Here is a 13,724-nt window from a genome sequence, read left to right as displayed (position 1 = left end):
AAAGATCACCGTGCCGCCGTCCGCGGTCGCCAGCACCGCCCCGTGCTCGCAGCCCGGCACGTCCACGCAGACCACGGTCACGTCCGCCGGCACCCCCAGCGCCGACGTCACCGCCGTCGACAACGCCACCGGATCCCGGGCATCGGCCAGCACCACCGCATCGGCCAGACCCGCCGCCACCAGAGCGTCCTGCTCGACGGCCACCGGCACCACCCCGACCGTGCGACCCGCTCCCGCCCGCCGCGCGGCCGCCAGCGACAACGAGCCACTCTTGCCCGCACCGCCGATCACCGCCACCGTCACCGGCCGGCCCTCCGCCAGCGCCGCCCGCTCAGCCACATACCGCGACACCACCCGGGCGGTCAGCGCCGGCGCACCGCACACGTCCAGCACCGCCAGGGACAGCTGCGGATCAAGGTCCTCCGGCAGCACCGCCGCGATCGACCGGGCGAACAGAATCGCCCACCCGTCGCAGGGCACCTGCTCGCTACGCCCGTCCCAGCGGGCCAGCCCGTCGGTCACCACCAGCGGAGTGAGCGTCAGCGACACCAGGGTGGCCACCCGCTCGCCGGGCTTGAGCCCCAGCGGCGAGCGGCGGCCGGCCTCCTCGACCGTGCCGATCAGCATGCCGCCCGACCCGGTCACCGGGTTCTGCATCTTCCCGCGGGTGGAGATGATCTCGAGGACCTCGGCCCGGACCGCGTCGCCGTCGCCGCCGTGCTTCTCCCACAGCTGCCGGAAACTCGCCGCGTCCAGGTTCAGCCGCTCGACCCGGATGCGCACCTCGTTGGGCGCGATCTCCTGCCGCGCGTCCAACCGCCAGGCGGCCTGTGGCAGCACCCCCGCCGGTTCCACGACGCGGTGCAGACCCACCGGTGACGTCACGCCGACCTCCCCCTCTCCGACCGCCTGAAGCCCCGACCTGGACTCGCGTGGCGGGAAAACTTCCGGCAGACTAATTTCTTCACCGGATATTTTCCAGTAGCCTTCGGTCCGCTGATCACCCAGGTCCGCTGATCACCCACCAAGCCAGAGGAGGGGCCGTGACCCAGACCCAACCGCCGGTGCAGACCATCCCGGCACCGCAGCCGGCCCCCGAAGCCACGCTCACCGGCCAGCCGTACGAATACCGCCGCAACCCGCTCGTCGAACCCGACTGGACCCGCTTCCCCGGCTGGCGCCACGTCACCCGCGACCAGTGGGAGAACGCCCAGTGGCAGCGCGTCAACTGCGTCAAGAACATCAAACAGTTGCGCACCGTGCTCGGCGACACCGTCGACGAGAGCTTCTACGCCGACCTCGAAGCCGACCAGCGCGCCCTGGCGACCATGTCGATGCTGGTACCGCCGCAGATGATCAACACGATGGTGCCGTTCGCCCCGCTGACCACCGAGGCGTTCCTCGCCGACCCGATTCGGCGCTACATGATCCCGGTCGCCTCCGACCGGCGCACCGACTGGCCGTCACACCCGTACGCCAGCCGCGACTCGCTGCACGAACACGACATGTGGGTCGCCGAGGGCCTTACCCACCGCTACCCCACCAAGGTGCTCGCCGAGCTGCTGTCCACCTGCCCGCAGTACTGCGGGCACTGCACCCGGATGGACCTGGTCGGCAACTCCACCCCCGCCGTCGACAAGCTCAAGCTCACCCTCAAGCCGGTCGACCGGTACGACGCGCACATCAGCTACCTCAAGGCCCACCCCGGCGTCCGCGACGTCGTCGTCTCCGGCGGTGACGTGGCGAACGTGCCGTGGCGCAACCTTGAGTCGTACCTGATGCGCCTGCTGGAGATCGAGACCATCCGCGACATCCGGCTCGCCACCAAGGCCCTCATGGGTCTGCCCCAGCACTGGCTCCAGCCCGACGTGGTCGAGGGCCTGGAACGGGTCGCCCGCACCGCCGCCCGGCGCGGCGTCAACCTGGCCATCCACACCCACGTCAACCACGCCCAGTCGATCACCCCGCTGGTCGCCAAGGCCGCCCAGACCGCCCTCGACGTCGGCGTACGCGACGTGCGCAACCAGGGTGTGCTCATGCGCGGGGTGAACGCCACCAGCACCGACCTGCTCGACCTCTGCTTCGCGCTGCAGGGCGAGGCCGGCATCCTGCCGTACTACTTCTACATGTGCGACATGATCCCCAACGCCGAGCACTGGCGGGTCCCGGTCTGGCACGCCCAACAGCTCCAACACGACATCATGGGCTACCTGCCCGGCTACGCCACCCCACGGATCGTCTGCGACGTGCCCTTCGTCGGCAAGCGCTGGGTCCACATGATCACCGAGTACGACCGTGAGCGCGGCATCTCCTACTGGACGAAGAACTACCGCACCTCCATCGAGTCCGCCGACCTGGAGGCGCTCAGCAAGCGCTACGCCTACTACGACCCGATCGACACGCTGCCGGCGGCCGGCCAGCAGTGGTGGCAGACCCACCGCGACGACTGACCTCGGCGCCACCACTCCCCAGACTCTTCCCAACTAGTTCCCGCAACTTTCGTCCCAGCTTTTTTACGCTGAGGCCCCGGTGCACTCGTGCACCGGGGCCTCAGCGGTACGTGGCAACTGCGGGTCACCGGTTGAAGGCGTCCTTGGCGTTGCGCCCAGCGGCCTTCATGTCCTCGCCGGCCTGCCGCGCCCGCGCCTCACTCTGCTCGGTGGCGCCCTCGGCCCGCATCCGCTCGTTGTCGGTCATATCGCCGATGCGCTCCTTGGCGGCGCCGCTCATCTGCTCGACCTTGTTCTTGGCCTTGTCGGTGAAGCTCATGTCGCCTCCTCTGCTCCGCCGGCGGGGCGAGTCAGCCCCTTCCTTTTGGTGTCCCCCTGACCCGCGGGTCAAAACCCGTGCTCGGGGCCACATCGCGTATCGCGTCCTAGGAAGCTAGGTGATCGGGGTTACCATCGGGCTGGTTAACTGGACGGATGGGACAGATCCTGCTGATCCGGCACGGTGAGACCACCTGGAGCGCCAGCCGCCGACACACCTCGTACACCGATCTGGAGCTGACCCCCGACGGTGAGCGCCAGGCCCGCATGCTCGGCCCCGCCCTGGCGGGCCAGCGGTTCGCCGCGGTGCTCACCAGCCCGCGTAAGCGGGCGCTGGTCACCGCGCAACTGGCCGGGCTGACCGTCAGCGACACCGACGAGGACCTGGCCGAATGGAACTACGGTGCGTACGAGGGACGCACCACCGCCGAGATCCACGCCGAGCATCCAAGCTGGAATGTGTGGACCGACGGGTGCCCGGACGGGGAATCCCCCAGCGAGGTCGGCGAGCGCCTCGACCGCCTGCTCACCAGGCTGCAACCGCTGCTGGACCGGGGTTCCGTCGCCCTGGTCGGGCACGCGCACTCGCTGCGCGTACTGGGCGCCCGGTGGATCGGGCTGCCGCCCTCGGCCGGCGGGCTGCTCCGCCTGGACACCGCCACCCTCAGCCTGCTCGGCCACGAGCACGGGCGGCGGGTCATCCTCCGGTGGAACCAGCCGACTCCCCCACCGGTCGAAACCGGATCGACGGCCCGGCACTGACCTTCGACCGCCGGCTCACGGCCGGATGAACAGCCCCCACAAGTGATCCGGCTCCGGTTCCGCGTCAACGCGGAACCGGAGCCGGTCGTAAAACCCATCGTAAAGCCCGTCGTAAAGCCCGTCGTGGAGCCGGGATCAGAGGTGACGCGACGCCTCGTCGAGGAAGTGCTGCACGTAACCGTCCGCCGGGATGTCCCCCAGGTAGTACTTCTTCAGGTCACGGCGCGTGCTGGCGAGAGGATCGCTGCCCAGCAGGTCGTCGAGGATTACGTCGAGCCCCCGCACCCGGCCACCGTACGCATCGATCACGTACGCCGCCCGTCCGAGCGGGAACTCGTCGGTGAACGTGGCCGCCGGCGCCGACACGGCGACCATCGCGAACGGCTTCTCCGAGTACAGGTAGTCGGCTACCACACTCGACACGTCGGACACCATCACATCCGAGGCGTTGAAGCAGTCCACCACCGACATCTCCGTCTCCGCCTTGGCGCCGAAGACATGCGGAGTGCCGTTCACCTTGCGGTCCTCCGCCAGCAGCGCCCGGATGCGCTCACACTCCCGGGTCAGATCCGCGGATCGCTGGCTGTACGGATGCGGCCGGAAGACCACACTGCACCCACGGGCGACCATCGCCTTGATGATCTCGTACCCGACCGGCAGCGACGAGTAGTTGGAGTCGGTGTAGAAGCCAGCCCACGTCGGGGCGTACAGGACCCGAGGCTTGGCGATCGAGGAGATCGGCTCGGTGGCGATCGCGACGTGCTCCACCTGCGGACGCCCGACGATGGCGAACATTTCCGCCGGCATGCTCACGCCGTTGGCCGCGAACCGGTCGACCGCCGCCTGACCGGCGACGAAGTTCTTGTCGTACATCCGGAACACCGGGTTGTGGCTTGGCACCTTGTCGCTGTCACCGTGGTTGAGCTGGATGTGCGTCAGGTTCGTGTACCGGATGACGTGGTTGTTCCTCGTCGCGGTGTTGACGTAGAAGGCGGCCCGCAATGACGGGGCGATGACGTCGTCGATCTCGGTCAGCCCTGACCGGAGGATCACCGGGGCCATGGTGAGAGCCACCACCTCGTTGAAGTTGGCTTCGCTGCGCACCAGCACGAAGTACTTCTTGCCGAGACGTTCGAGGTAGGGCAGCCACATCGCGATCTGGTAGGCGGTGCCGGCCGGCGCGTTCCAGTGCACGAGAAAGACCGGCTCGTACGCGGTCAGCGTGGCGAGCAGTTTCGCCTCACTGCCGTGCCGGGCGCCTACCCGCGTCAGCGCCTGCCATCCGGTGAACCCGACCAACCCGAGCGCCGCGGTCGCCACCACCAGCGCGATCACGCCGGGCAGCTCGGTGAACGACGTGACGAGTGCCACCAGCACCGCGGCGCCGTTGACCAGCACGGCGCGGCGCGTGTTGGGGCGAAGCAGCGGCCGTACACCCGTTCCGGGCAGGTTGGCCGCGACGGGGTAGACCGAGCGGGACATGGCCATCAACAACGGCTCGCCGAGGATCGCCAGGGCGGCGACGCCGACACCGACGGCCAGGGCCGGGCCGAGGCTGCCGTGTACCGCGCTGAACACGTACGCGCCGGCAAGCAGGAGGATCCGCGACACAATGGTCTGTCCCGACGACACCGGACCGCCGCGCAGCGCGCCGCGCCACGTCCAGGCCAGCAGGCCGACCGCGAGGACAGCCGCGGGAAGGGCCCAGAGCGGGGAGCTACCCACGGCCGCCAGCAGCAGCGCGACCAGGGCCAGCGCCTCAGTCGTCAGGGCGGGCAGTCGTCCCGACAGCCATCCGCTGAAACCGGACCGAGCCGGCTTTGCCGTCGTCACCGCCGAACCCCCGTCGACGACGTGTTGATCCGCAGCGCCCGACTGACCCGGCCTCGCCAGTTCGCCAGGAAGTTCTGCTGCAACTTCAGCTCCTTCTCCAATTGACTTACCCGCTCCTCAAGCGACTTCAGTCCGCGCGATTCGCGAAACGGTGGTTCGAAAGCGTAGGCAGGCCGCTGCAGATCGCCCTCGTGTCCCTGCCGCAGCCAACGCAGACGCGACATGACCTGCCGTCGGCCGACGACGTCCGAGGCCATCAGCGTGTGGACCGGGCCGGGGAACTTGGCGGCAGCGAGCGCCTTGTCGTAGGCCGGGTTCTCCTTGCCCGGCTGGAACACGTGCTCCAGGTCGTTGTGCTCGAGGAACCGCACGTAGGTGTCGAAGGTCTCGGCCTGTCGCGTGGCGAAGACGTCGAAATCGGCTTCCTGGTATAGCTGCTGCGCGTCGACGTCGGGCGGCAGATCGGCGTAGAGGCGGTAGGGAATGCCGTGGTACTCCGCCAGTTCCACGGTGCGGGAGTCGTGGGCCAGCACCACGGCCGGCGTACCCGCCAGCACGGCGGCGACATTGCCGTGAATGCGCGTGCCGAATGCGAAGTGCTGCTCGGCCATGAACTTGACCCAGGTCGAGGCGTCCACGAAGAACCGCATCCGGTCGTTCTCGTAGAGCGGATGGTCGGTGTGGATCGGCATCCGCTTGTTGGAGACCTTCGCCGGGTTCTCCCCCCACAGCATGAGGGCGAGCCGCTGATGCTGCTGGGGCACGATGACGCTGTTGGGGTAACGGTTGGTGTTGGCCTCGACCAGCCGGTCGACCCCCTTGACCTTCGGGGTGTACGAGATGGCCAGCGGGCTGTCGTGGCTCAGCTGGTCGACCTTGCGTACCAGCGGCCCCAGCGGCCCGTTGCCGAACATCGACGGGCATCCGATCACCCGTACGTGCTCGTCGCCGAAGCCCAGGTACTTCAGCATCCGGGCGGTGTACTCGCCCCGGACCCCGATGGACGCGGACCGGTCGAGAACGGCCCGGGTGAACCGGCTGACGATCTTCTTGAAGTCGTCGGGAAGCGAGTCGAACTCGGTGCCGTACGGCAGCTGGGCACCGATGCCGACCACGGTGACGGGGATCGTCAGCCGCTCGATGACCTCGGCGAGCCGCTCCAGATGCGGCAGGAAGGTCGCCCGGTACGAGTTCGCCATCGGCAGGACAAACCGGTCGAACTCCTCGTTCGTCCGGTTGATGTAGGTGGACAGGTGGACCGGACGCTCATGCACGTAGGCGTTGGGGACCACCTCGGCGTCAGGCACGCTGAGCGCCCGGTACACCGAGCTGTAAAACAGCATGTTCCCAGAGTTCGACCCGAAGACACCCAGCCGGGATGTGGAAAGGCTCTGCTCGTGCGACAGTACTGTCAACGGGTTCTTGCCAGCGCGGATGAGGATACGAGTCACGAGCGGGCTCCGGGCACCGTCCGGCTGAACCGCGACCGTGTCGGTTGGTACATCTCATCCTCCCCTTGAAGACCCGCCAGGTGACTGTGGCACCAGCAGACGGCACCGGCCGTCGGACCGGCGATCTGCTCATGATCGGGTCTCACTTCAGCAGAATCGGGATGGATCCTAGCTTCGTCGGCTGTGAGTCGGCCGCACTGGGGGGCGAGTGTTGTCGATCTCCTTCGGCCGGTTTGGCCCGATCTCGTCCACCGGCCTCGGACGCAGGTGCGTCGGCCGCTCCGACGCGTCCTCCGGCTGCCCTGGGTCGAAGGGCCGCGGGCGCATCGCGTGCCACAAACGAACTGGCTCCGGTTCGGCGTCGACGCCGAACCGGAGCCAATCGTGGGGCGGCTGAAGCCCTCGGCATCGGATGGCCGCCCTCGGGATCAGAGGTAGCGCGACGCCTCGTCGAGGAAGCGCTGCGCGTACCGGTCCGCCGGAATGTCACCCAGGTAGTACTTCTTCAGATCACGCCGAGTGCCGGCGAGCGGGTCGCCGCCGAGCAGATCGTCCAGGGCGGCATCGAGGCCCTGGACCCGGCCGCCGTACGCGTCGATCAGGTAGGCCGCCCGGGCCAACGGGAACTCGTCGGTGAACTTGCTCGCCGGCGTGGAGATGGCGACCATGGCGAACGGCTTCTCCGAGTACAGGTAGTCGGCCACCACACTCGACACGTCCGACACCATCACATCGGAGGCATTGAAGCAGTCCATCACCGACATCTCCACCTCGGCCACGGTGCCGAAGACGTGCGGCCGACCATTCGCTCGGCGGTCGTCCGCCAGCAGCGTCCGGATGCGCTCGCACTCGCGGTCCAACGCCGGCGAATTCCGGCTGTACGGATGCGGCCGGAAAACCACACTGCACCCACGAGCAACGAACGCCTTGATGATGTCGTATCCGACCAGCAACGACGAGTAGTTCGAGTCGGCGTTGAAGCCGGCCCACGTCGGGGCGTACAGCACCCGGGGATTGGCGATCGAGCCGATCGGCCCGGTCGCCACGGCGACGTCCTCGACCTGGGGGCGGCCGACGATGGTGAACATCTCCGCGGGCATGCTCACACCGTTGGCCGCGAACCGGTCGACCGCCGCCTGACCGGCCACGAAATTCTTGTCGTACATCCGGAACACCGGATTGTGACTCGGCATCTTGTCACTGTCACCGTGATTGAGCTGGATGTGCTTCAGACGCGTGTACTGGATGGCGTGGTTGTTCCTGGTTGCGTTGTTCACGTAGAAGGCGGCGCGGAGTGAGGGACTGAACACGTCATCGAGCTGGCTGGTGCTCCGACGCAAGAGCACCGGGGCCGTGGTGAGGCGCGTCGCCTCGGTGAAGTTCTGCTCGCTCCGGACCACGACCATGAATCGCTTGTCGAGGCGCTCAAGGTAGGGCAGCCACATGGCGATCTGGTAGTCGGTGCCGGCGGCGGCGTGCCAGTACAGGAGGAAGACCGGCTCGTAGTCGGCCACCAGGGCGGGCAGTCTGCTCTCGACGTCTCGCCGCCGCCATGCCCGCGTCAGTGCCTGGACACCGGTGAACCCGAGCAACCCGAGGGCTGCGGTCGCAGCGGCAAGCACGACCAGCCCAAGGCGGTCCGCAACGGCGCAGGCGAGTGCCACCAGCACGACAGCACCGTTCACCAGCGCTACGCGGCTGGTGTTCGGACGACGGATGGATCGCGTTCCGGTTCCGGGCAGGTTGGCCGTGACGGGCTGGGTGCCGCGTGCCAGGGCCGCCAACGGGGACTCGGCGAGGACCGCCAGGGCGGCGAGCCCGATGCCGACGGCGAAGGCTGGCTCAAGGCTGCCGTGCACCGTCCCGAGCAGGTACGCGCACGCGAGCAGGAGCATTCGCGACACAACTGACTGTCCGGACAGCACCGGACCGCCACGCCACGCGCCACGCCACGTCCACCCCAGCAGACCGGCCGTGGCAACGGCCGGAGGAAGCGCCCAGAGGGAAGAGTTGCCCACCGCCGCCAGCAGCAGGGCGACCAGCGCCAGCACGTCAGCCGTCAGGGCGGGCAGCCGCCCTGCAAGCCATCCCCTGAACCCGGACCGAGCGGGCGTCGAAGTCGTCGTCGCCGAACCCTTGACGGGTTCGTCCGCCGCGCCCGGGGGTTCGTCCGCCACGCCAAGCTCGTCCGGCCCCGCCGGTTCGTCAGCAAGTTCTGCCGCGACCCCCGCCGCGTTCACCTGTTCTTCACCTGATGGGATTAGGCTCCGTGTCACCGGCGGACTCCAACCACCCGCAGGCACAACGGCAATCGCATTGATCGGCTCATTCGATCCTCCCCCGTGAAAGCGCGCAAAGCGACCCGAATGCCTCGGCACCAGGGGCAACAGCGGTCGTAGGCCAGCGCGAACTCATCGTCCGAATTGGACTCCGGCACTAACAGGGTTGCATTGTAGGATCACTCGCCCGACAAGTTGATCACGCAATGCGCCGATTCCCGGATCCGCCAGGCAGGCCGTGGTGGCCAAACGGGCCAGCGTCCGGAACCTTCGTCCGACAGCTGCCGCTGGTCGGGTGGTGCGGGGTCAACCGTTATGCCGGCTGTGAGCCCGCCTACTCCGCCGAGACACCCCGGAGTCGGTGCTGGTTCGCCGGATCCAGGGTGACCTTCGGCGCGCGATGCTCATACGGAGTGGAGAGCACGACGGTGGTCCGGGTGGTGACGTTGGCCGACGTACGGATCTCCTGGAGCACCCGCTCCAGATCCGCCGGGCCGGCCACCCGCAACAGCAGCAGGTAGAAGTCCTCCCCCGCCACCGAGTAGCACGAGTCGATCTCCGGCAGGTGGGCCAGCCGCTCCGGCGCGTCGTCGGGCTGCGACGGGTCGAACGGCCGGATCGCCACGAACGCCGTCAGCGGCAGGTCGAGGGCCTCGAAGGAGACCTGGGCGGCGTACCCCTTGATCACACCGCGTTGCTCCAGCCGGCGCACCCGCTGGTGCACGGCGGACACCGACAGGCCCACCTTCTCCGCGAGGTCCGTGTACGACAAGCGCCCGTCGACGGTCAGCGCGGCGATGATGGCCTGATCGGTCTCCTCCACGGCGTGCAACCTACCGGGAAAGGCCCGCCAACGCGACGACAGGCCCGCCGAGCGTCGCACTCGGCGGGCGGACGATCGCGCTCGGTCAGCCCTTGGCCAACGCGCGGGAGATGACCAACCGCTGGATCTGGTTGGTGCCCTCGACGATCTGCAGCACCTTCGCCTCACGCATGTAGCGCTCCACCGGATGGTCGGCCACGTAGCCCGCGCCGCCGAGCACCTGCACCGCGTCCGTGGTGACCCGCATCGCCACGTCGGTGGCGAACAGCTTCGCCTTGGCCGCCTCGAGCGAGTACGGCCGCCCGGCGTCACGCAGCCGGGCCGCGGCGAGCGTCAACGCCCGGGCGGCGGAGATCTGGGTGGCCAGGTCGGCCAGGGTGAACCCGAGGCCCTGGAAGTCGATGATCGCCCGGCCGAACTGCTGGCGCTGCCGGGCGTAGTCCACCGCGTAGTCCAGCGCGGCCTGGGCCAACCCGACCGCGCAGGCGGCGATGCCCAGCCGGCCGGAGTCCAATGCGGACATGGCGATGGTGAAGCCCGCCCCCTCGCCGCCGATCAACCGGTCGGCCGGCACCCGGGCGTCGTCGAAGACGAGCTGCGCCACCGGCGACGACCGCAGCCCCATGGTGCGCTCGGCGGCCTGCGGGTGGATGCCCGCCGTGGCCCGGTCGGCGACCAGGCAGGAGATGCCCCGGGGGCCGGGGCCGCCGGTGCGGCAGAAGATGTTGTAGAAGTCGGCCACCCGGGCGTGGGTGATCCACGCCTTGGTGCCGGAGACGACGTACGCGTCTCCGTCGCGGACCGCCTTCGTGGTCAGCGCCGCGGCGTCCGAGCCACCCTGCGGCTCGGACAGGCAGTACGCGCCGAGCAGTTCGCCGCCGATCATGTCGGGCAGCAGCTTGCGCTGCTCGTCGGTGCCGAACGCGGCGACCGGGTAGCAGGACAGGGTGTGCACGCTGACCGCCTCGGCGACCGCGAGCCAACGGCTGGCCAGGATCTCCAGCACCTGGAGGTAGACCTCGTACGGCTGGGCGGCTCCGCCGTGCTCCTCGGCGTACGGCAGGCCGAGCAGGCCGGCCCGGCCCAGGGTGCGCAGCACCTCCCGGGGAAACTCGGCGCGTTCCTCGAACTCGACCACCTTCGGCGCGAGTTCCCGATCGGCGATCTCGGTGGCCAGTTCCAGCAGGTCGTGGGCCTCGTCGGTGGGCAGGATCCGGTCGACAGTCATAGCGCGATGAGCTCCGTGGGGGTGGTGTTGAGCCGTCGTACGCCGTCCGTCGTGCAGACGACGATGTCCTCGATCCGGGCGCCGTGCCGCCCGGCCAGGTAGATGCCCGGTTCGACGGAGAAGGCCATCCCCGCCGCCAACGGGCGGTCGTTGCCCGCCACCACGTACGGCTCCTCGTGGCCGTCCAGGCCGATGCCGTGGCCGGTGCGGTGCAGGAAGGCGTCGCCGTATCCGGCGGCCTCGATCGGCTCGCGGGCGGCGGCGTCGACGGCCTCGGCGCTCACCCCGGGGCGCACCGCCGCCACCGAGGCGCACTGCGCCTCCCACAGCACCGCGTAGTAGTCCAGGAAATCGGCCGGCGGCCGGCCGGCCGCGACGTAGGTGCGGGTGCAGTCGGAGCGGTACCCCGAGGGCATCGTGCCGCCGATGTCCACCACCACCGGCTCGCCGACGCCGATCGGCCGGTCCGAGGTGCCGTGGTGCGGACTGGCCCCGTTCGGGCCGGCGGCGACGATGACGAAGTCGACCGTGACGTGCCCGGCCGCGCGGATCGCCGCGGCGATGTCGGCGGCCACCTCCACCTCGGTACGCCCCGGCCGCAGCCACTCGCCCATCCGGGCGTGCACGGCGTCGATCGCCGCGCCGGCCTCGGCGAGCGCGGCGATCTCCGCCGGCGACTTGTGGATCCGCAGCTCCCGCAACACCTCGGAGGCGAGCCGCTGCCGGGCGTCAGGCAGCGTCGCGCGCAACGCGAGGACCTGCTCGGCCCACATCCGGTCGGCCAGCCCGACCGCGCCGACCGGCCCGCCGAGCGCGGCGGTGACCAACGGGTACGGGTCGACACCGTCGGGATGGTCGACGATGCGTACCCCGGTGGCCGGTGCCGGAGACGCCTCGGCCGCCGGCCGTTCCAGGGTCGGCACGATCAGCGTCGGCTCGCCCTCGGCGGGCAGCACCAGCAGCGTCAGCCGCTCACCGGCGTGCGCGTCGTAGCCGGTCAGGTAACGCAGGTCGGAGCCGGGGCTGAGCAGCAACGCGTCCAGCCCGGCGGCGGCGGTGGCGCGCTGCGCGGCGGCCAGCCGCTGCGGCGGATACAGCTCCTCGGTTCCCACCCACTCAGCTTAACGTTCGTTTGGGCCGAGTGGGCCGGCCGGGGCGGTGTGCCGACGGTGGGCCGAGGTTAGCCGATCAGCCAGAGGCAGAACGGGTGGCCGTCCGGGTCCAGGCAGACCCGGACGTTCTCCTGCGGCTGGTGGTCGGCGAGGGTTGCACCGCAGGCCAGCGCGTGGTCGAGGGCGGCGGACAGGTTCTCGACGCCGATCTCCAGATGCATCATCATCTGCTGCTGGCCCGCCTCGGCCGGCCAGGTCGGGCGCACGTACGCCCGCTCCCGCTGGAAGGACAGGCCCACCCCGCCGTCGGCCGAGCGCAGGATGACGTCGTCGGTCTCCTCGACCTCGACGTCCCAGCCGAGCAGGTTCGCGTAGAACCGGGCCAGCGCGGCCGGGTCGGGCGTGTCCAGGTTGACCGTGGTCAGTGTCAGCCGGGTGGATGCGGGCATGGCGTCCTCCTGATCGCGCGGCCGCCGCGCCGTCCGCAGCGAACGTCGGTGGGTTGTGTCAGGCTGTCGGGCGTGGCACAGCAGACCCCGATCATGCTCGTCGACGCGCCCAGTCTGTACTTCCGGGCGTACTTCGGCATCCCCGAGTCCGCCGCGAAGACCGCCGACGGCCAGCCGGTCAACGCCGTACGCGGCTTCCTCGACATGCTCGCCCAGCTGATCCGCACCCGGCGGCCGGGCCGGATGGTGTGCGCGATGGACCACGACTGGCGGCCCGACTGGCGGGTGGCGCTGCTGCCGTCGTACAAGGCGCACCGGGTGGCGCCCGAGGGCGGCGAGGTGGTGCCGGACACCCTCACCCCGCAGGTGCCGATGATCCTCGACGTGCTCGACGCACTGGGCATCACCGTGGTCGGCGCGCCCGGCTACGAGGCCGACGACGTGCTCGGCACCCTGTCGGTCACCCAGCCCGGGCCGGTGGAGGTGGTCTCCGGCGACCGCGATCTGTTCCAGCTGATCGACGACGCCCGCGGGGTGCGGCTGCTCTACATCGGGCGGGGCGTGGCCAAGCTGGACGACTGCGACGACGCCGCGGTCCGCGCCCGCTACGGCGTACCCGCCGACCGGTACGCCGAGTTCGCCGCCCTGCGCGGCGACCCGAGCGACGGACTGCCCGGGGTGGCCGGGGTCGGCGAGAAGACCGCCGCCCGGCTGGTCGACCGGTACGGCGACATCGCCGGCATCCTCGCCGCCCTGGAGGACCCCGCCTCCGGCTTCGCCCCCGGGCTGCGTACCAAGCTCGCCGCGGCCCGCGACTACCTCGCGGTGGCGCCGAAGGTGGTCCGGGTCGCCCTGGACGTGCCGCTGCCACCGCTGCCCACCGAGCTGCCGGTCGCGCCGGCCGACCCCGACCGGCTGCTCGACCTGGCCGAGCGCTGGAACCTGGCCGGCTCCACCCGCCGCCTGGTCGACGCCCTCAGCACCCGCACCCCCGCCAGCTGAGCCACCAGCGTCCCTCC

Annotated in this window: 12 protein-coding genes; 3 read left to right on the top strand and 9 right to left on the bottom strand. The window is 69.9% G+C overall.

What is annotated here, in order from left to right; translation table 11 throughout:
* On the bottom strand, positions 1-885 hold an 885-nt coding region (gene kdd, locus C1I95_RS24975), incomplete at its 3' end, for an L-erythro-3,5-diaminohexanoate dehydrogenase (RefSeq protein ID WP_111217227.1).
* A gap of 158 nt (positions 886-1,043) precedes the next feature.
* On the opposite strand from kdd, the gene C1I95_RS24970 reads away from it, so the two are divergent.
* A complete protein-coding gene (locus C1I95_RS24970; RefSeq protein WP_111217223.1) occupies positions 1,044-2,450 on the top strand; it encodes a KamA family radical SAM protein in 1,407 nt (468 codons plus the stop codon).
* A 124-nt stretch (positions 2,451-2,574) separates the two neighbouring features.
* Here the strand turns inward: C1I95_RS24970 and C1I95_RS24965 are convergent, their stop codons facing one another.
* Positions 2,575-2,769: a CsbD family protein gene (locus C1I95_RS24965; protein ID WP_111217221.1), complete on the bottom strand. Its 195-nt coding sequence runs from the start codon at positions 2,767-2,769 to the stop codon at positions 2,575-2,577.
* Positions 2,770-2,924: 155 nt separating this feature from the next.
* Between C1I95_RS24965 and C1I95_RS24960 the strand changes: the two genes are divergently transcribed.
* Positions 2,925-3,530: a histidine phosphatase family protein gene (locus C1I95_RS24960; protein WP_111217219.1), complete on the top strand. Its 606-nt coding sequence runs from the start codon at positions 2,925-2,927 to the stop codon at positions 3,528-3,530.
* 135 nt (positions 3,531-3,665) lie between these two features.
* Here the strand turns inward: C1I95_RS24960 and C1I95_RS24955 are convergent, their stop codons facing one another.
* From C1I95_RS24955 to C1I95_RS24925, 7 genes are all read right to left on the bottom strand, one after another.
* Positions 3,666-5,363: a CDP-glycerol glycerophosphotransferase family protein gene (locus tag C1I95_RS24955; RefSeq protein WP_111217217.1), complete on the bottom strand. Its 1,698-nt coding sequence runs from the start codon at positions 5,361-5,363 to the stop codon at positions 3,666-3,668.
* A complete protein-coding gene (locus C1I95_RS24950; RefSeq protein WP_111217215.1) occupies positions 5,360-6,706 on the bottom strand; it encodes a polysaccharide pyruvyl transferase family protein in 1,347 nt (448 codons plus the stop codon). The genes C1I95_RS24955 and C1I95_RS24950 overlap by 4 nt, the downstream gene beginning before the upstream one ends.
* A 536-nt stretch (positions 6,707-7,242) precedes the next feature.
* A complete protein-coding gene (locus tag C1I95_RS24945) occupies positions 7,243-9,192 on the bottom strand; it encodes a CDP-glycerol glycerophosphotransferase family protein (protein WP_233513866.1) in 1,950 nt (649 codons plus the stop codon).
* Between the two features lie 235 nt (positions 9,193-9,427).
* The gene (locus C1I95_RS24940) at positions 9,428-9,916 is read right to left on the bottom strand and encodes an Lrp/AsnC family transcriptional regulator (RefSeq protein WP_111217211.1); all 489 of its coding nucleotides are present in this window, start codon (positions 9,914-9,916) and stop codon (positions 9,428-9,430) included.
* Between the two features lie 85 nt (positions 9,917-10,001).
* Positions 10,002-11,144, bottom strand: coding sequence for an acyl-CoA dehydrogenase family protein (locus C1I95_RS24935; RefSeq protein WP_111217209.1), 1,143 nt, complete (start codon positions 11,142-11,144; stop codon positions 10,002-10,004).
* Complete coding sequence (locus C1I95_RS24930; protein ID WP_111217207.1) at positions 11,141-12,256, bottom strand: M24 family metallopeptidase; 1,116 nt, start codon at positions 12,254-12,256, stop codon at positions 11,141-11,143. Before C1I95_RS24930 ends, C1I95_RS24935 begins: the two co-directional genes overlap by 4 nt.
* A gap of 68 nt (positions 12,257-12,324) precedes the next feature.
* Positions 12,325-12,705: a VOC family protein gene (locus C1I95_RS24925; protein WP_111217205.1), complete on the bottom strand. Its 381-nt coding sequence runs from the start codon at positions 12,703-12,705 to the stop codon at positions 12,325-12,327.
* 93 nt (positions 12,706-12,798) lie between these two features.
* On the opposite strand from C1I95_RS24925, the gene C1I95_RS24920 reads away from it, so the two are divergent.
* Positions 12,799-13,707, top strand: coding sequence for a 5'-3' exonuclease (locus C1I95_RS24920; RefSeq protein ID WP_111217225.1), 909 nt, complete (start codon positions 12,799-12,801; stop codon positions 13,705-13,707).
* The last annotated feature ends 17 nt before the right edge of the window (positions 13,708-13,724 follow it).

The sequence above is a fragment of the Micromonospora craterilacus genome, from assembly GCF_003236315.1.
Classification (GTDB): Bacteria; Actinomycetota; Actinomycetes; order Mycobacteriales; family Micromonosporaceae; genus Micromonospora; species Micromonospora craterilacus.
The sequence above is the reverse complement of the archived record's forward strand: the minus strand, read 5'-3'. Positions and strand labels throughout refer to the sequence as shown.

Coding starts and splice junctions, on each gene's coding strand:
- C1I95_RS24965 (WP_111217221.1), bottom strand. CDS start 2,769: ATGAGCTTCACCGACAAGGCCAAGAACAAGGTCGAGCAGATGAGCGGC.
- C1I95_RS24960 (WP_111217219.1), top strand. CDS start 2,925: ATGGGACAGATCCTGCTGATCCGGCACGGTGAGACCACCTGGAGCGCC.
- C1I95_RS24950 (WP_111217215.1), bottom strand. CDS start 6,706: ATGCTGTTTTACAGCTCGGTGTACCGGGCGCTCAGCGTGCCTGACGCC.
- C1I95_RS24935 (WP_111217209.1), bottom strand. CDS start 11,144: ATGACTGTCGACCGGATCCTGCCCACCGACGAGGCCCACGACCTGCTG.
- C1I95_RS24925 (WP_111217205.1), bottom strand. CDS start 12,705: ATGCCCGCATCCACCCGGCTGACACTGACCACGGTCAACCTGGACACG.
- C1I95_RS24920 (WP_111217225.1), top strand. CDS start 12,799: ATGCTCGTCGACGCGCCCAGTCTGTACTTCCGGGCGTACTTCGGCATC.